The organism is Methylobacterium sp. UNCCL125 (assembly GCF_900116795.1).
Lineage (GTDB): Bacteria > Pseudomonadota > Alphaproteobacteria > Rhizobiales > Beijerinckiaceae > Methylobacterium > Methylobacterium fujisawaense.
The window spans coordinates 186,410-203,738 of record NZ_FPBW01000002.1; the positions used below are offsets into that span (position 1 = coordinate 186,410).

General features: G+C 72.5%; 17 protein-coding genes. 13 read left to right on the top strand and 4 right to left on the bottom strand.

Annotated features, from left to right (window positions below):
• The first annotated feature begins 178 nt into the window (after positions 1–178).
• Positions 179–1,813, top strand: a complete 1,635-nt coding sequence (locus BM396_RS00825; protein ID WP_043379544.1) for an alpha-D-glucose phosphate-specific phosphoglucomutase — start codon at positions 179–181, stop codon at positions 1,811–1,813.
• Positions 1,814–1,942: 129 nt separating this feature from the next.
• Here the strand turns inward: BM396_RS00825 and BM396_RS00830 are convergent, their stop codons facing one another.
• The gene (locus BM396_RS00830) at positions 1,943–2,422 is read right to left on the bottom strand and encodes a GNAT family N-acetyltransferase (RefSeq protein WP_043379543.1); all 480 of its coding nucleotides are present in this window, start codon (positions 2,420–2,422) and stop codon (positions 1,943–1,945) included.
• Positions 2,423–2,614: 192 nt separating this feature from the next.
• Here BM396_RS00830 and rpsD point away from each other — a divergent pair, with 192 nt between their 5' ends.
• Entirely contained in the window at positions 2,615–3,232 is a 618-nt protein-coding gene (rpsD, locus tag BM396_RS00835; RefSeq protein ID WP_010686187.1) for a 30S ribosomal protein S4, read from the top strand.
• Positions 3,233–3,343: 111 nt separating this feature from the next.
• Here rpsD and BM396_RS00840 read toward each other — a convergent pair whose 3' ends face one another.
• Positions 3,344–3,667: a hypothetical protein gene (locus tag BM396_RS00840; protein WP_043379541.1), complete on the bottom strand. Its 324-nt coding sequence runs from the start codon at positions 3,665–3,667 to the stop codon at positions 3,344–3,346.
• Positions 3,668–3,769: 102 nt separating this feature from the next.
• On the opposite strand from BM396_RS00840, the gene BM396_RS00845 reads away from it, so the two are divergent.
• From BM396_RS00845 to BM396_RS00865, 5 genes are all read left to right on the top strand, one after another.
• Positions 3,770–4,111 carry a DUF2293 domain-containing protein gene (locus BM396_RS00845; protein WP_043379540.1) on the top strand — a complete coding sequence of 114 codons (342 nt, stop codon included), beginning with the start codon at positions 3,770–3,772 and terminating at the stop codon, positions 4,109–4,111.
• A 97-nt stretch (positions 4,112–4,208) separates the two neighbouring features.
• Positions 4,209–4,418 carry a TOBE domain-containing protein gene (locus BM396_RS00850; RefSeq protein ID WP_043350594.1) on the top strand — a complete coding sequence of 70 codons (210 nt, stop codon included), beginning with the start codon at positions 4,209–4,211 and terminating at the stop codon, positions 4,416–4,418.
• 151 nt (positions 4,419–4,569) lie between these two features.
• Entirely contained in the window at positions 4,570–5,625 is a 1,056-nt protein-coding gene (gene tsaD / locus BM396_RS00855) for a tRNA (adenosine(37)-N6)-threonylcarbamoyltransferase complex transferase subunit TsaD (RefSeq protein ID WP_043350596.1), read from the top strand.
• Positions 5,622–6,479, top strand: a complete 858-nt coding sequence (locus BM396_RS00860) for a GNAT family N-acetyltransferase (RefSeq protein ID WP_043379537.1) — start codon at positions 5,622–5,624, stop codon at positions 6,477–6,479. Before tsaD ends, BM396_RS00860 begins: the two co-directional genes overlap by 4 nt.
• Positions 6,476–7,474: an NAD(P)H-dependent glycerol-3-phosphate dehydrogenase gene (locus tag BM396_RS00865; protein WP_043350600.1), complete on the top strand. Its 999-nt coding sequence runs from the start codon at positions 6,476–6,478 to the stop codon at positions 7,472–7,474. The genes BM396_RS00860 and BM396_RS00865 overlap by 4 nt, the downstream gene beginning before the upstream one ends.
• A gap of 342 nt (positions 7,475–7,816) precedes the next feature.
• Here the strand turns inward: BM396_RS00865 and BM396_RS00870 are convergent, their stop codons facing one another.
• Positions 7,817–10,183, bottom strand: a complete 2,367-nt coding sequence (locus BM396_RS00870; protein WP_043379535.1) for a bifunctional diguanylate cyclase/phosphodiesterase — start codon at positions 10,181–10,183, stop codon at positions 7,817–7,819.
• Between the two features lie 237 nt (positions 10,184–10,420).
• Between BM396_RS00870 and BM396_RS00875 the strand changes: the two genes are divergently transcribed.
• Positions 10,421–10,837, top strand: coding sequence for an EVE domain-containing protein (locus tag BM396_RS00875; protein WP_043379533.1), 417 nt, complete (start codon positions 10,421–10,423; stop codon positions 10,835–10,837).
• 24 nt (positions 10,838–10,861) lie between these two features.
• On the opposite strand, the gene BM396_RS00880 is transcribed toward BM396_RS00875, so the two are convergent.
• The gene (locus BM396_RS00880) at positions 10,862–12,397 is read right to left on the bottom strand and encodes a sensor histidine kinase (RefSeq protein WP_043346075.1); all 1,536 of its coding nucleotides are present in this window, start codon (positions 12,395–12,397) and stop codon (positions 10,862–10,864) included.
• A gap of 284 nt (positions 12,398–12,681) precedes the next feature.
• On the opposite strand from BM396_RS00880, the gene BM396_RS00885 reads away from it, so the two are divergent.
• The 5 genes from BM396_RS00885 to BM396_RS00905 all read left to right on the top strand — a co-directional run bounded on the left by BM396_RS00885 (position 12,682) and on the right by BM396_RS00905 (position 17,309).
• Positions 12,682–13,137 carry a (2Fe-2S)-binding protein gene (locus tag BM396_RS00885; protein ID WP_043346072.1) on the top strand — a complete coding sequence of 152 codons (456 nt, stop codon included), beginning with the start codon at positions 12,682–12,684 and terminating at the stop codon, positions 13,135–13,137.
• Positions 13,138–13,187: 50 nt separating this feature from the next.
• Positions 13,188–15,383: a xanthine dehydrogenase family protein molybdopterin-binding subunit gene (locus BM396_RS00890; protein ID WP_051975941.1), complete on the top strand. Its 2,196-nt coding sequence runs from the start codon at positions 13,188–13,190 to the stop codon at positions 15,381–15,383.
• A gap of 137 nt (positions 15,384–15,520) precedes the next feature.
• Positions 15,521–16,138, top strand: coding sequence for a uracil-DNA glycosylase family protein (locus BM396_RS00895; RefSeq protein ID WP_043379530.1), 618 nt, complete (start codon positions 15,521–15,523; stop codon positions 16,136–16,138).
• 69 nt (positions 16,139–16,207) lie between these two features.
• The gene (pyrF, locus tag BM396_RS00900; RefSeq protein ID WP_043379783.1) at positions 16,208–16,900 is read left to right on the top strand and encodes an orotidine-5'-phosphate decarboxylase; all 693 of its coding nucleotides are present in this window, start codon (positions 16,208–16,210) and stop codon (positions 16,898–16,900) included.
• Positions 16,901–16,964: 64 nt separating this feature from the next.
• Positions 16,965–17,309 (top strand): DUF1330 domain-containing protein, encoded by a 345-nt coding sequence (locus BM396_RS00905; RefSeq protein WP_043346068.1) that lies wholly within the window; start codon positions 16,965–16,967, stop codon positions 17,307–17,309.
• Positions 17,310–17,329 lie beyond the last annotated feature (20 nt).

Genomic DNA, 17,329 nt, shown 5'->3' on the forward strand with positions numbered 1-17,329 from the left:
TCAACCGGCGGGCGGCGGCGGGCGCAACGCTCCGGACCGGCCGGCGGCGGACAGGCGGCGGGTTCCGTCGCCCGATCCGGCGAAACCGCGTGAAAAAAGCCCGCCCCTGTCGCCGGGGCTGGTGACGCCAAGCTCCCGGACGGGCATTGAGGCGGGAGATTCCGGGAGACGCCCGCTTATGACGACTCCGACCACCGTCGCGACCACGCCCTTCCCCGACCAGAAGCCGGGCACCTCCGGCCTGCGCAAGAAGGTGCCGGTGTTCCGGCAGCCGAACTACGTCGAGAACTTCGTCCAGGCGATCTTCGACACCCTGCCCGACAAGGCGGGCGCGACCCTCGTGCTGGGCGGCGACGGCCGGTTCCTCAACCGCGAGGTGGTGCAGAAGACGCTGCGCCTCGCCGCCGGCAACGGCTTCGGCCGGGTCCTCGTCGGTCAGGGCGGCCTGCTCTCGACGCCGGCTGCCTCCTGCGTCATCCGGAAGGCCAAGGCGCTCGGCGGCATCGTGCTCTCGGCGAGCCACAACCCGGGCGGGCCGGACGGCGATTTCGGCATCAAGTTCAACGCCGCCAATGGCGGCCCGGCGCCCGAGACGCTGACGAACGCGATCTTCGCGCGGGCGAAGGCGATCACGGAATACCGCCTCGTGGAGGCCCCGGACCTCGACCTCGACACTCTGGGCGACACCCGCCTCGGCGGCATGACGGTGACGGTCATCGACCCGGTGGCCGACTACGCCGCGCTGATGCGCACGCTCATCGACTTCGACGCGGTGGCGCGCCTGTTCGCCTCCGGCTTCCGCATGCGCTTCGACGCCATGAGCGCGGTGACCGGCCCCTACGCGACGGCGATCCTGGAAGGGATGCTCGGCGCCCCCGCGGGCACGGTGGTCAACGCGGTCCCGAAAGAGGATTTCGGCGGTCACCACCCGGATCCGAACCCGGTCCATTGCCACGACCTGTTCGACCTGATGCAGGGGCCGGACGCGCCGGATTTCGGCGCCGCCTCGGACGGCGACGGCGACCGCAACATGATCGTGGCCCCGGGCCTGTTCGTGACGCCGAGCGACAGCCTCGCCCTGCTCGCCGCCCACGCCCACCGGGCGCCGGGCTACGCGGGCGGGCTGGCCGGTGTCGCGCGCTCCATGCCCACGAGCCGCGCCGCCGACCGGGTCGCGGCCGCGCTGGGCATCAAGGCCTACGAGACGCCCACCGGCTGGAAGTTTTTTGGCAATCTCCTCGACGCGGGCCTCATCACCCTGTGCGGGGAGGAGAGCGCCGGCACCGGCTCGAACCACGTGCGCGAGAAGGATGGGCTCTGGGCGGTGCTGCTCTGGCTCAACATCCTCGCCGCCACGGGCGAGCGGGCCGACGCGCTGGTGCGGGCGCACTGGCGCACCTACGGGCGCGACTACTACGCCCGCCACGACTACGAGGAGGTGGATTCGGACGCCGCCAACGGTCTGATGGACGCGCTCCGCGAGAAACTCGCCGGGCTGCCGGGCACGCGGATCGGCGATCTCACGGTCTCGACGGCCGACGAGTTCGCCTACCGCGATCCGGTGGACGGCTCGCTCACCGAGCGCCAGGGCATCCGGATCGGCTTCGCCGAGGATGCGCGGGCGGTGTTCCGGCTCTCCGGCACCGGCACCGCCGGGGCGACGCTGCGGGTCTACCTAGAGCGCTACGAGAACGCACCGGACCGCCTCGACTTGGCCGTTGCCGAGGTGCTGGCCCCGGTCGCGGCCGCGGCCCGCGCGATCGCCGAGATCGAGCCGCGCACCGGACGGCCTGAGCCGAGCGTGGTGACCTGAGGGGAGCCGGGAGACGCCTCGTCTTTGCGAGCGCCGCGAAGCAATCCAGAGGCGCCACGCTCTACGGCGGCGCGCCACCCTGGGTCGCTTCGCTGCGCTCGCGATGACGGTAAGGCCGGCGCCGATGCCTCAAACCAAGTCCTTCACCATGTGCACGGTGACGTCGTCGTCGCGGGTCCGGCCCGGTCCGTCGTAGAGCTCCTCCCGCTCCACCCGGTAGCCGAGCGCCCCGTAGAGGCGCAGGTTCGCCGTGTACTTCTTGTTGGTGTAGAGGCGCAGCCGCGCGAGCCCGGCCTCGGCCGCGACGGCGTCGGCCCGTCCCATCAGCCGGCTGCCGAAGCCCCGGCCCTGGAAGGCCGGGTCCACCGCGACGTTGACGACCAAGAGGTGATCGGCCTCGGCCCGCGTCTCGATCAGGCCGGCGAGATCCGGACCGGTCCGCAGCAGGTCGAAGCGGTGGTCCCGCAAAGCCTGCGCGTAATCCGCCTGCATGGGAATCGGCAGGCGCCCGATTACCGGGATCCATTTGGTGTAGGCCGCCTCCACCAGCCCCCGGATCGCCTCCGCGTCCGCGGGCGCGCCGCGCCGGACCACGACTGACTCGTCCATCTGACCTCTCACGGTTGACCGCGGCGCGTCCGTCCCCTAAAGACCCGCCGTCGATGGGGCTCCGCACGGGGCCCCGTCGCGTTTTCACGCGCACCCGTGGGCGGGATCCTCCCGCCCTGTCGTCCCGGACCGCGAAGGGCCGGGAAAAGGAGGGCGCGTTCCTCATTCTCGTCACGAGAGGACGCGGAAGATATGTCGAAGCGGATTCAGGCCAAGCACAAGCTCGACCGCCGCATGGGCCAGAACATCTGGGGCCGCCCGAAGAGCCCCGTCAACCGCCGCGAATACGGCCCCGGCCAGCACGGCCAGCGCCGCAAGGGCAAGATGAGCGACTTCGGCACGCAGCTGCGCGCCAAGCAGAAGCTCAAGGGCTATTACGGCAACATCACCGAGAAGCAGTTCCGCCGCTACTACGCCGAGGCGATCCGCCTGCGCGGCGATTCTGGCGAGAACCTCGTCGGCCTGCTCGAGCGCCGCCTCGACGCCGTGGTCTACCGGGCGAAGTTCGTCGCGACCCCGTTCGCCGCGCGCCAGTTCGTCAACCACGGGCACGTCAAGGTGAACGGCGTCCGCGTCAACATCCCGAGCTATCAGGTGAAGGCCGGCGACCTCATCGAGGTCAAGGAGTCCTCCCGCCAGCTCGAGATCGTCATCGTGGCGACCCAGCTCTCCGAGCGTGACGTGCCGGACTACATCGAGGCCGACCACGCCAAGATGACCGCCCGCGTCACCCGCATCCCCAGCCTGTCCGAGGTGCCCTACCCGGTGCAGATGGAGCCGAACCTCGTCATCGAGTTCTACTCCCGCTGATCCCGTCGCCCCGGCGACCGAGGAGGGGCTGCCCGTTCGGGCGGCCCCTTCGCGTTTTCGGACCCTCGTCCCGGACGAGGGCCTCCGGCGTCCGGGACGACCGCCCGGGCCTCAGCAGCCCTGGCAGATCGAGCCCATCGTGTGGCGCATCTTGCTGTCCCAGGCCTTCGAGCGGGCCTCGGCGGCCTTCTGAGCCTTGATCATCTCGGCCTGGTTCACGGGCTGCGGCAATCCGGTGGCTGCGGTTCCGCCCGGGGGTTTGGTCTGGCCGGTGGCCGTGGTCCGGCGGCCGCTGACCTGGGAACCCGCCGTGGCCGGGGACGCGGCAGAGCCCGGATTGGTGCCCGGATTCATGCCCGGAGCCGGGCCCTGGGCCAGCGCCGGCGCCGCCCCGAGGAAGAGGCCGAGAAGCAGCGCGGGACGAAGAATTGCCATGGACCTGATCTCCCCGGCGGAGGATCCCGTGCAGGCCCCGCCTCATCTGAGGCCGATCCTACCCGATCGCTCCGTTAAAATCATGCCGTCGGCAGGCCTGCGATGAGCGTTGGATCGCCGCCGCTGAATCGCCGGGACGCCGTCGCCGCGGCGCTGGCCCGGCTTGCCCCGCGCCTCCCGGATTTCGAGGCGGAGGCCGCCCTCGACCGGGCGCTGGCCAGCCCGGGCCTGCGCCGGGCCGCCCCGGAGACCGCGGCACGCCTCGCCCTCATCACGTACGCACGCCACGTCTTCACCGATTACGACGACCTCCTGGCCGACGGATACGACCGGGACAGCGCCCGGCACTTCGTCCTCGACGATCTCAACGCCGCGCTGGCCGCCTGGGGGGCCGCGCCGATCCCCGAGGACGAGGCCGGCGAGCCTGAGGCCGATCCGCGCTGAGGCGGTCGCGCGGGACCCCGCCATGCTGTAGGAGACCTGCCCGAGGCCGCCCGACGCGACCTGTTCCGGTGCGGCTTATGGAGCGAGGCAGCAGACCATGAAGATCAGCGCGCGCAACGTTCTCAAGGGCACGGTCCTCTCCGTGGACAAGGGGGCGACCACCTCCCACGTGAAGATCGAGATCAGCCCCGGCCAAGTGGTCACCGCTTCGATCACCAACGAGGCCGTCGAATCCCTCAAGCTCGTCGCCGGCGGTCCCGCCTACGCGGTGATCAAGGCTTCCGACGTCATGGTCGCCGTCGACTGAGGGCGTCCTCGCGCCGTCCCCTCATCCCGAGGCCTGCCCTGCGCTCCGGCACCGCAGGAGGCGGATGGGACGGACGGCTGAGACCATGCTCCGCTTTCGCGCCGTGACCGCCGGCGGATAGGATGCGGTCCGGATCGGAGGAGTTCAACCCGTGCAGAAGACCGTGCTCGGCATCGAGACCACCTGCGATGAGACCGCCGCCGCCGTGGTGTCGGTCGACGAGGATGGTGTCGGCCAGATCCGCGCCAACGAGGTCCTGAGCCAGATCGCCGAGCACGCGGCCTATGGCGGCGTCGTGCCGGAGATCGCCGCCCGCGCCCACGTGGAGGTGCTCGACCGGCTGATCGCCCGTGCCCTCGACCGGGCCGGGACCGGCTTCCGGGACCTCGACGGCATCGCGGTGGCCGCCGGCCCCGGGCTGATCGGCGGCGTGCTGGTCGGCCTCGTCACCGCCAAGACCCTGGCGCTCGTGACCCGCAAGCCCCTGCTCGCCGTCAACCATCTGGAAGCCCACGCGCTCACGGCGCGGCTCACCGACGGCGTCGCCTTCCCGTACCTGCTGCTCCTGGTCTCGGGCGGCCACACCCAGCTCGTCGCCGTGCGCGGCGTCGGCGACTACGTGCGGCTCGGCTCGACCGTCGACGACGCCATCGGCGAGGCTTTCGACAAGGTCGCCAAGCTCCTCGGCCTCGGCTATCCCGGTGGTCCCGCGGTCGAGCGCATGGCCGAGGCCGGCGATCCCGAGCGCTTCGCCCTGCCCCGGCCGATGCTCGGCCGCCGCGAGGCCGACTTCTCCCTCTCGGGCCTCAAGACCGCCGTGCGGATCGAGGCCGAGCGGATCGCCCCGCTGGCCGAGCGCGACGTCGCCGATCTCTGCGCGAGCTTCCAGGCCGCCGTGGTCGACGTGGTGGTGGACCGCGCCCGGGTCGCCCTGCGCGCCTTCTCGGACGTGGCCGGACGGCCCACCGCCCTGGTGGCGGCGGGGGGCGTGGCGGCCAACGGCGCCATCCGGCGGGCGCTGGCCGCCCTGGCCGGCGAGGCGGGCCTGAGCTTCGTGGCGCCGCCCTTGCCGCTCTGCGGCGACAACGGCGCGATGATCGCCTGGGCCGGGCTGGAGCGCCTGCGCCTCGGGCTGGTGGACGACCTCACGGCCCCGGCGCGGCCCCGCTGGCCGCTGGCGGCCCGGGCGGCGGTGCCGGCCGGATGAACCCGGCGGACCGGCGCACGCATTGGCGGGATTTGGTGGAGCGCCGCCTGCCCGAAGCCGTCCGTCCGGACTGGCCGGTGCGGCTCGACCATTGCTTCGCCCGTATCCTCCTGGACAATGCCTGCGGCGGCCCCTGGCGCGACCATACCCGCCCGCCCGCCCACGCCACCATGCCGCTCGGTCAGCTCGAGATCGCGATCGCGCTGGGCGAGGCGGTGCTCGCCGGCCGTGCGGACCTCGCGCTCCTGAACCGCCGCTCCCTGGCCTGGCGCGGCAAGATCGCCGCCGCCCCGGTGCCGGAGGCCCTCCGGGACGGCGACCTGACCCTCCGCCGCTGGCGGCCGGAGGATACGGCGCCCTTCGCGGCGCTCAACGCCGATCCGGCGGTGATGGCTCATTTCCCGCGGCCCCGGACCGAGGCGGAGAGCGCCGCCGAGGCCGGCCTCTGCGACCGCCGCTTCGTGGCGGACGGGTTCGGCCCCTGGGCCCTGGAGCATGCGGGCCGGTTCATCGGCTTCGCCGGCCCGATGCGGATCCTGCGGCCCCTGCCCTTCCCGGGGGGCGACCGGCCCGGAACGACGGTCGAACTGGCCTGGCGCCTCGCACGCGAGGCCTGGGGCCACGGCTTCGCCACCCGGGCCGCGCGGCTCGCCCTCGCCGACCTCGCCGGGCGCTGCAGGATCCGGAGCGTCGTGGCCTTCACGGCGGTCGGCAACGACCGCTCCCGGGCCGTGATGGAGCGCCTCGGCCTGAGGCCGGCCGGGACATTCCCGCATCCGGCGGTGCCGGAGGGGCCGCTGCGCGTGCACGTGCTCTACCGGCTGGACTGCGCGGACAGGGAGGAAGCGGCATGAGCGCGGAGACCCCGATCAACGTCGTCGGCGGCGGGGCCTGGGGCACGGCGCTGGCCAACGCCGCCGCCGGGGCCGGCCATCCCGTCACCCTCTGGCTGCGCGATGCGCAGGCCGCGGCCGCCCTCCAGGCCCAGCGGGAGAATCCGCGCTACCTGCCGGGCGTGCCGCTGCATCCCGCGATCCGCGCGACGGCCGATGCCGACGCCCTCGCGGGCGCCCGGGCGACGCTCGTGGTCGTGCCCGCCCAGACCATGCGCGGCGTGCTGGAAACCCTGCGCGGTCCCCTGGCCAGCGCCGGGCCGGTGATCCTCTGCGCCAAGGGAATCGAGCGCGGCAGCGACAGTTTCATGAGCGCGGTGGCCGAGCAGGTCCTGCCCCCCGGTGTGCCCGTGGCGGTCCTGTCCGGCCCGAGCTTCGCAGCCGACGTCGCCCGCGGCCTGCCCACCGCCGTGACCCTGGCGGCGGCCGATGCCGGCCTCGCCGCCGGCTTGAGCGCCCTGCTGTCCGGGCCGAGCTTCCGCCTCTACCACACCGACGACGTGCGGGGCGTCGAGATCGGCGGCGCCGGCAAGAACGTGCTGGCCATCGCCTGCGGGATCGTGGTGGGGCGCGGCCTCGGGGAGAGCGCCCGGGCGGCGCTGATCGCCCGGGCCTTCGCCGAACTGATGCGCTTCGCCCGCGCCTTCGGCGGGCGGCCCGAGACGCTGATGGGGCTCTCGGGGCTCGGTGACCTCGTGCTCACCGCCTCCTCGCCGCAATCGCGCAACTTCGCTTTCGGCCAGCGGCTCGGCGCCGGCGCCAGCCCGGCCGAGGCCGCGGGCGGCAAGCTCGCCGAGGGGGCGTTCACCGCCGCGGCCCTCGCGGGCCTCGCCGCCGCGAAGGGTCTCGAGATGCCGGTGGCGGAAGCCGTCGCCGCCATCGTGGCCGGCTCGGCCAGCGTCGACGACGTGATCGCCGGCCTGCTGGCCCGGCCTCTGCGCGGGGAGACCGACTGAGGGCGCCGTCCCCGGGGCGCCCTCCCCGGGGCGCAGGCTGCCGACGCGCCCGGCGCCCGGACCCGGGACCGCGCATCCGGGTTTCTGGCGGGTGCTGGGGGCAGGCCCTGCGTGATCCGTCACGGCTCCGCCCCGATCCGCCGCCCAGGGGCTCGGCCCTCTGGGCGCGTGGCTGTCGACGACGGGGCCGGGGGCGCTGCGCGGAGCGCCTCCCCGGATCGCGGATCGGACCCGCGACAGCGTCGGCAGCCCGACCGCGGGGCCGCCATCGACCACCTCCGCCGGGATGAGCCGGCGCCGGGGCCGCCCCTCTTCGGAGTGAGGCGACCGGCCCGATGCGCCTCAGGCCACGGCGGCCGCCCGGTCCGGCGCCGCGCCGTGGGTGTGGGTGGAAAAGCGCGCGATCGGCTCGGGTCGGCCCAGCAGATAACCCTGGGCGAGGGTGCAGTTCTCCTGCGCCAGGAAGGACAGCTCCTCGGCGGTCTCCACGCCCTCCGCCACCACGGCGAGCCCCAGACCCCGACCCAGCCCCAGCACGGAGCGCACGATCGCGGCCCCCTGCGGGTTACTGTGGACCGCCTTGATGAACGAGCCGTCGATCTTGATCCGGTCGAACGGGAAGGCGCGCAGGTTCGACAGCGAGGAATAGCCGGTGCCGAAATCGTCCATGGCGATCTGCACGCCGAGCGCCTTGAGCTGGCGCAGGGTGAGGAGCGCCCGGGCCGGATCCCGGATCAGCGCGGTCTCGGTAATCTCGATCTCGAGGCGTTCCGCCTTCAGGCCGGCTTCGAACAGGGTCCCGTGGACGAACTGGACGAAGTGCGGGTTGTGGAGCTGCACCGCCGAGACGTTGACGGCGATCGCCAGAGGGTTCGGCCAGCCGGCCGCCGCCCGGCAGGCCTCCCGCAGCACCCAGGCCCCGATCTCCAGGATCGCCCCGGTCTCCTCGGCGATCGGCACGAACACGGCCGGGGGGATGCTGCCCCGGGTGGGGTGGCGCCAGCGCAGCAGCGCCTCGAAGCCCGTCACCGCGCCGGTGCCGATCTCGCTCTGCGGCTGATAAACGAGCTCCAGCTCCCCCCGGGTCACCGCGTGGCGCAGGTCGTGCTCCAGCTGCCGCCGGTCGCGGATCTGCGCACCCATGCTGGCGTCGTAGCGCCGAAAGGTGCCGCGGCCCTCGTTCTTGGCCCGGTACAGGGCGGCGTCGGCGTGGCTCAGGAGCGCACGCTGGTCCGCGGCGTCGTCGGGATAGACCGCGATGCCGATGCTGGTGGCGATCACCGGGCCGGAGGCGGCCGGCACCGCGGCCAGGGTGGACAGGATCCGCTCGGCCAGCCGCTCGGCGGACCCCTCCGCCTGCGGCGTCAGGATGGCGAACTCGTCGCCGCCCAGCCGGGCCATCAGCTGTTTCGCGTCGAGGAGGCCGCCGGCCCGGAGGGCGAGATCGCGCAGCATCGCGTCGCCGGCCGCGTGTCCGAACAGGTCGTTGACCTCCTTGAAGCGGTCGAGGTCCAGGCACAACACGGCGAGGCGGCCGCCCTGGGCGTCCGCGGCGCGGATCTCCCGCTCCAGCCGCGCGTGGAAGCTCGTGCGGTTGGCCAGCCCCGTGAGCGCGTCGTGGTGGGCGAGGTAATGGATCTCGCTCTCGGCCCGGCGCCGGGCGCGCAGGTCGCGCACCGCCACGGCGTGGTGCGGCAGGCGCCCGTACTCGGCGACGGGACGCATGATCACCTCCACGGGGATCGTGCCGCCGCTCGCCGGGACGAGGTCGGCCTCGAGGGGCTGGTCGACCGTTCCGGCCCCGGCGGCGACGCCCGGCAGGTACAGGGCCAGGTTCGTGCCCACGAGGTTGGAGGCCCCGGTGCCGGCGAGGCGGGCGAAGGCCTCGTTGGCGCTGACGATCTCGCCGCCGCGGCAGACGACGAGACCCTCCACCGCCGCGTTGGCGAGGCTGCGCAGCCGCTCACGCTCGAACTCGGCACGCTTGCGGTCCCGCAGGTCGAGCACCAGGGCAGCCCCGGCGAGCAGCAGGATCAGGAAGCTCGCCGCCGCCACCGCGGCGGCGAGCCAGGCGGTGCGGATGGCGCTCGCGTGGATCTCCACGGTGGGGTCCGGCAGGATGGTCACGGCGGCCATGCCGGTGAAATGATGGCCGCAGATCGCCAGGATCAGCAGCGCGCCGCCGCCGAACCGGCCCCGGACCGTGGTGGCCGACAGCCCGACCACCAGGGCGGCGGCGCCGAACGCCGCTGCGAGCCCGACCGAGATCACGACCGGGACGGGATTCCACACAAGGTGTCCTGGCACCTGAAAGGCGGCCATGCCGGTATAGTGCATCACCGCGATGCCGCACCCCACCACGGCGCCGCCGAGCGCCGCCTGGATCCTCCGGCCGGTCGTGGCCAGGGCGAAGCCGAGCCCGGTGATCGCCACGGCATCGACGTAGGAGAGGAGGGTCAGCCCGACGCCGTACCCCGACGGCAGCCCGGGCTCGAAGGCGAGCATCGCCAGGAAATGCGTCGCCCAGATCCCCGACCCGCCGGCGGCGGCGGCCACGGTGAGCCAGATGTAGCGGTTGCGGCCTCCGGCCCGGCCGGCATGGATGAGCAGTTCCAGCGCCGTCGCACTCGCCAGCGTGCAGACGAGTGCCGCCAGGACCACCAGCCAGAAGTTGTGCTCTCCGGCGAAGCAGCCGACCAGTGACAGCATGTATGCAACCGGAGATTATTAAGAGATGCTCTTATGCCACGTTTGGCATCCAGAATTTAATATTCAGCCAACAGCATCCCTCGATAAGCGAGATTTTACTGATCTTTAACGACGTCTCATGCGCCGGCCCTCGGTGCGCCGAGCGCGCCGGACGCGGCGCTGGCCTGTTCCCGGAGGCCGAAGCTGGGCTATGGCGGGGCATGCCGCCCGGCCGGGCGGTCCGCGGGACCTTCAGCGATGGCGTACTGGCTGTTCAAATCCGAGCCCGCGACCTGGTCGTGGGACCAGCAGGTCGCGGCCGGTGAGGCCGGCACGTACTGGAACGGCGTGCGCAACCACCTCGCCAAGAAGCAGCTGATGGCCATGCAGGTCGGCGAGCAGGGCTTCTTCTACCACTCGAACGAGGGCAAGGCGGTGGTCGGCATCGTGGCGGTGATCCGCCCCTACTATCCCGATCACACGGACGAGACCGGCCGCTTCGGCATGGTCGACGTCAAGGCCGTGCGGGCGCTGCCCCGCCCTGTGACGCTCGAGGCGATCAAGGCCGATCCGGCCCTGGCCGACATGGTGCTGGTCAACAATTCCCGCCTGTCGGTGCAGCCGGTGACCGAAGCCGAATGGGCCCGGATCCGTGTGCTCGGCGGCCTCGACTGAGCGGGGCGGCCCGACCGGCGCGGGTCACGCCGCGCGGTTGAGGGGACTGCGCGCGGGGGCCACCACCTCCGGCTCGACCTCGACGGCCGGCAGCGTGTCCATGACCCGGGAGGCTGGCAGCGTCACCACCACCTCGGTGCCCTCGCGCGGCTTGGAGGACAGCTGGAACTGCCCGCCATGCAGTTCCACCAGGCCCTTCACGATCGGCAGGCCCAGCCCGGAGCCCTGCTCGGCGGTCTTGATCGCCAGGGAGCCGCGCCCGAACGAGGACAGGACCGTGCCGAGTTCGTCTTCCGGGATGCCCGGGCCGCTGTCCTTCACCGAGACGTATTGGCCGCCCGACGCGGTCCAGCCGACCTTCAGCCAGATCTCGCCGCCCGGCGGCGTGAACTTCACGGCGTTCGACAGGAGGTTCAGCACGATCTGGCGGAGCGCCCGCTCGTCCGCCCAGAGCCGCGGCAGCGAGCCGTCCACGAGATCGTGGAACGTCTGGTTCTTGGCCTTGGCCCGCAGGCCCATCATGTGGCGGCACTCCTCCACCACGTGGGCGAGCTGCACCGGCTCCTCGTTGAGTTCGTAGCGCCCCGCCTCGATCCGCGACAGGTCGAGGATCTCGTTGATCAGGTTCAGGAGATGCATCCCGCTGTCGTGGATGTCGTGCGAGTATTCCCGATAGGACGGCGCCGTGTGGGTGCCGAACACCTCGTTCTTCATCACTTCCGAGAAGCCCAGGATGGCGTTGAGCGGCGTCCGCAGCTCGTGGCTCATGGTGGCGAGGAAGCGCGACTTGGCGAGGTTGGCCTCTTCGGCCCGGCGGCGGGCCTCGTCGGAATTGGCCTTGGCCTGTTCCAGCTCGCCGAACACCGCGTCCTTCTCGGCCCGGGAGCGCAGGGCGCCCACCGTCGAGGTGTAGAGGCGGCGGGAGAGGCCGAGGAAGAAGACCTGCGCGCCGCCGGCCATCACCACCAGCATCAGCAGGTCCATCCCGCGGGAGAAGGCGGCGAGGGACACGGTGGCGAGCGCCAGCGGGACCAGGGCGGCGATGGCGGCCAGCGGCACCGTCGCGGCCAGCATGGTGGTGACGGCGGAGGCGATGACGAGGCCGAACAGCGCGAAGGTCCAGCCGCCGGTGGTGCCGAGCCCGATCATCGCGGACCACGACAGGCTCTGCAGCACCTCGCCGATCAGGAAGCGCCGGCGCCAGCGGGCGAGCGGGATCGTCGCCGGGTCGGCGCGGAGGAAGCGCCGGCTCAAGGTGGTGTTGAGCGTGATCATCAGGAACACGCCGAGCGCCCAGGCCGCCGCCACCGGCGGCGCGATCCAGAAGGTCGCCGCCGTGGCGAGCGCCGCCGCGAATCCCACCAGCGGGATGCCCGCGCCGGCCCGGTACTGGGCGTAGTGGCGCAGCAGCTCGTAGTCGAAGGCCCGCTCCAGGCCGGTCTGCGAGGTCAGCTTCTCGCGGGCCGAGCGGATTTCCCGGGCGACCCCGAGGCGGCGCGCCGCCTCCTCCGTCGAGGGGCCGCGACCGCGCTGGACCATCTCGACGGTGAGATCGGGCATGCGCGTCTTGAAACTCGGCTCGATTCCGCGGACGGGCGGCGGTGGCTGGGAAGCACGCCGTGAAGATGAGGCGGATGTGTTAAGAAGCGGCTGCCGGCATCCCTTCAATCTTAAGCATCGGGGGCTGTATCGAGGCTGTGCCGCCGCCGGATTGAAGTGCGGTGCCGCACATCGTGTCCGGGCATGGGCTCGCTATTTAAGGGTGCGTGCTCGCTTACCCGTGCGAGACCGCACGCCGTGATCCGGGCTGCCCGGATGCCCGCGTCGAGAAAGGGTCGCCGACCATGCCGAATCTCACCGTCAACGGTGTCACGCACGCGGTCGACGCCGACCCCGACATGCCCCTGCTCTGGGTGCTGCGCGACCGGCTCGACGCCACCGGCACCAAGTACGGCTGCGGCATCGCGCAGTGTGGCGCCTGCACGGTCCATCTCGACGGGCAGCCGGTCCGGTCCTGCCAGACGCGGCTTGGCGATGTCGGCACCGCGCAGGTGACGACCATCGAGGGCGTGTCGGGCCGCGTGGCCGAGGCCGTCCAGGCGGCGTGGCGCAAGCTCGACGTGGTCCAGTGCGGCTACTGCCAGTCCGGCCAGATCATGTCGGCGATCGGCCTGCTCTCGGGCAACGCCAAGCCCAGCGACGCCGACATCGACGGCGCCATGGACGGCAACATCTGCCGCTGCGGCACCTACCAGCGCATCCGCGCGGCGATTCACGAAGCCGCGCGCAGCCTCGCCTGATCGGCCTGACGCCTCACCTTCCCCGCGGTCCCGACCGGAGCCTCGCCGCCATGCTGAACGCCCGTCGACCGAATCCCCTGCCCGCCCGTCCCAGCCGCCGCGGCCTGCTCGCCGGCGCCGGCGCCCTCGTGGTCGCGTTCCGGCTCGACCCGAAATCCGCCCGCGCGGCATCCGGCCCGAACCTCGCCGACGTCAAGGCGCAGCCCAACGCCTTCGTGCGGATCGGCGCCGACGACACCGTCACGGTGGTGATCAAGCACCTCGACATGGGCCAGGGGAACACGACCGGCCTCGCCACCATCCTGGCCGACGAGCTCGGCGCCGACTGGTCCAAGGTCCGCACCGAATTCGCCCCCGCGGATGCGACGCTCTACAACAACAGCCTGATGGGCCCGATCCAGGGCACCGGCGGCTCCACCGCGGTGGCCAATTCCTGGTTCCAGCTGCGCAAGGCGGGTGCGGCCGCCCGCGAGATGCTGATGGCCGAAGCCGCCTTCCGCTGGAAGGTGCCGGTTTCGGAGATCACGGTCGCCGACAACATCGTGCGCCACGCGCCCTCCGGCCGGCAGGCCCGGTTCGGGGAACTCGCCGCCTCGGCCGCCTCCCTGCCGGTCCCCTCCGAGCCGCGGCTCAAGGATCCGAGCGAGTGGCGGCTGATCGGCCAGACGATCCCGCGCCTCGATTCCGTGGCCAAGACCAACGGCACGGCGATCTACTCGCTGGATATCCGCCGCCCCAACCAGGTCACCGCGGTCGTGGCCCGGGCACCGCGTTTCGGCGCCACCGTGAAGAGCTTCGATGCCGCCGCCGCCCGCAAGGTCGCCGGCGTCCTCGACGTGGTGCAGGTGCCCACCGGCGTGGCGGTGATCGCCCGCGACACGTGGTCGGCCATGAAGGGCCGCGAGGCGCTTACCGTCGCCTGGGACGACAGCACCGCCGAGACCCGCTCGTCCGACGCGATCCTCGCGGAGTACCGTGAGCGGGCCAAGGGCCCCGGCCTCACGGCCTCCGAGCGCGGCGACCCGCAGGCGGCGCTGAGAGGGGCCGCCAAGGTCGTCGAGGCCGAGTTCACCTTCCCCTACCTCGCCCATGCGGCGATGGAGCCCTTGAACGCCACGATCGAGCGGGCGGCCGACGGCGGCTACGACGTCTACGCGGGCTTCCAGTTCCAGACCGTCGAGCAGGCGACGATGGCGGCGATCCTCGGGGTGACGCCCGACCGGGTGCGCCTCCACAGCAACTGGGCCGGCGGCTCCTTCGGCCGCCGGGCGACCCCCACCGCCGACTACCTCGCCGAAGCCGCGACGGTTCTGAAGGCGTCGGGCGAGAAGGCCCCCGTGCACCTCGTCTGGACCCGCGAGGACGACATGGCCGGCGGCTATTACCGCCCGACCGTGCTGCACAAGGTCCGGGCCGGCATCGACGCCAAGGGCGCGGTGGTCGGCTGGGACCACGTCATGGTCGGCAAGTCGATCATGATCGGCTCGCCCTTCGAGGCGATGATCGTCAAGAACGGGATCGACTCCACCACCGTGGAGGGCGCCTCCGACACGCCCTACGCGCTGCCGGCCTACCGGTTCGGCGTCCACAATGGCCGTGAGGGCGTGCCGGTCCTGTGGTGGCGCTCGGTCGGCCACACCCACACGGCCCACGTGATGGAGGTGATGATCGACGAGCTGGCCCATGCCGCCAACGTCGATCCGGTGGCCTACCGGCTGTCGCTCCTCGCCCAGGCGCCGCGGCTCTCCGGCGTGCTGAAGCTCGCCGCCGAGAAGGCCGGCTGGAGCGCCAAGCCGCAGGATCCGGGCCGCGGCCTCGGGGTTGCGGTCCACGAATCCTTCGGCTCGTACGTCGCCATGGTCGCCGACGTCACCGCTCAGGAGAACGCGGTCCGGGTGAACCGGATCGTGGCGGCGGTGGATGTCGGCGTTCCGGTCAACCCGGACGTGATCCGCGCGCAGGTCGAGGGTGCGGTGGGCTTCGCCCTGTCGGCGGTGCTGCGCAACCGCATCACCCTCAAGGACGGGCAGGTGCAGGAGCACAATTTCGACGCCTACGCGCCGACCCGGATGAGCGAGATGCCGACGGTCGAGGTTCACATCGTGCCGAGCCAGGTGGCGCCGACCGGGATCGGCGAGCCGGGCGTGCCCGTCCTGGGACCGTCGATCGCCAACGCGGTCTTCGCCGCCACCGGCCGGCGCCTGCGCTCCCTGCCTCTCGACCTCTCGGGCGTGAAGGGCGCGTGAGGAATCGCACGTTCCACCGGCCCGGTTCGGCGTAGGGAGGAGAGGCCTTCCCCCCAAGGCAAGAGACCCGACTGAAGACGGCGCGGCGCGACACCGCGCCGTTTCTTTTTTCTGCGCCGATGCGCCATCTCCGGGGCATGCCCGCCTTCGACGACACCGCCGCGCGCCTGCGCGCCTGCCGCCTCTGCCGGGACAGCCCGCTCTACGGTCCGCCCCTGCCCCAGGAGCCCCGGCCGATCGTGCAGGGCTCGGCCACGGCCCGCCTGTGCATCGCCAGCCAGGCGCCCGGCACGCGCGCCCACCGCACGGGCCAGCCGTTCACCGACCCGTCGGGCGTGCGGCTGCGGTCCTGGCTCGGCCTCGACGAAGCGCAGTTCTACGACGCGGCCCGGGTCGCCATCGTGCCGATGGGATCGTGCTTCCCCGGCCTCGACGCCAAGGGCGGCGACCGGCCGCCGCGCCGGGAATGCGCCGAGCGCTGGCGGGCGGAGCTGTTCTCCGGCCTGCCCGACCTCGAACTGATCCTGGTGATCGGCCAGTACGCGCAAGGCTGGCATCTCGGACGGATGGAGGGCGGGCTCACCGGAACGGTGCGCCGCTGGCGGGAGATCCTCGCCGAGCCCCGGCGCCCCCGGGTGCTCCCCCTGCCCCACCCGTCCTGGCGCAACAACGGCTGGCTGAAGCGCGAGCCCTGGTTCGAGGCGGAGCTGCTGCCGGTGCTGCGCGCCGAGGTGGCGCGGGTGTTGGCGGGGTGAGTGGCCGTGCCGGCATTGACCTCGCAGGCGTTCCGCGGAATCGCTGCCGCGACCCCGAAGGACGCGCCGATGACCGAGATTGCCGACCCCCGCGACCGCCTGATCGTGGCCCTCGACCTGCCGAGCGTGCAGGCGGCCGAGGCGCTGATCGACCGAATCGGCGACGCCGCGACCTTCTACAAGATCGGCTACCAGCTGGGTTACGCGGGCGGCCTCGCCCTGGCCGAGCGGCTGGCGGCCCGCGGCCTCAAGGTCTTCCTCGACCTGAAGCTCCACGACATCGGCAACACCGTCGAGGAGGGCGTGCGCTCGGCCTCGGGCTCCGGCGCCACCTTCCTCACCGTCCACGCCTACCCGCAGACCATGCGGGCGGCGGTCCGCGGCCGGGGCGCGGGGCTCAAGATCCTCGCCGTGACGGTGCTCACCTCCTACGACGATGCCGACGCCGCGGAGGCCGGCTACGGCCTGCCGGTGGCGGAGCTCGTCGCCAAGCGCGCCGCCCAGGCCGCCGAGATCGGCATCGACGGCCTCGTCTGCTCGGCTGCCGAGGCGGGCTCGGTCCGGCGCATCGTCGGCCCGGACCGGCTGATCGTCACTCCGGGCATCCGCCCGGCGGGCACCGAGGCCGGCGACCAGAAGCGGGTGATGACCCCCGGCGATGCCCGAAAGGTCGGGATCGACCATGTGGTGGTCGGGCGCCCGATCACCGGCGCCGCCGACCCCCGCGCGGTGGCGCAGGCGATCGTGACGGAACTCGCCTGAACCGGACCGGGATTGCCTTCGCGCCGATCGGATCCACTTCGCTCCGCAAGGCAGGAGACGCAGCATGACGAAGGGCTACTGGATCGCGCGGGTCGATGTCCGCGACGCGGAGGCCTACAAGGCGTACGTGGCGGCCAACGGTGCCGCCTTCGCCAAGTTCGGCGGTCGCTTCCTCGTGCGCGGCGGCGCCCACGAGGCGGTGATGGGGCCGGCCCGATCCCGCAACGTGGTGATCGAGTTCCCGAGCTATGCCGATGCCCTCGCCTGCTGGAACTCCGACCTCTACCAGGCGGCCAAGGCCAAGCAGCGCGGCGGCGTCGAGGCCGAGATCCTGGTGATCGAGGGCTATGACGGCCCGCAGCCGAGCGCCTCCGAGCCGGCGCCGGAGGCCGGTCCGGCTTCCGAGTAGATCGCAGCGAAGGGGCCACG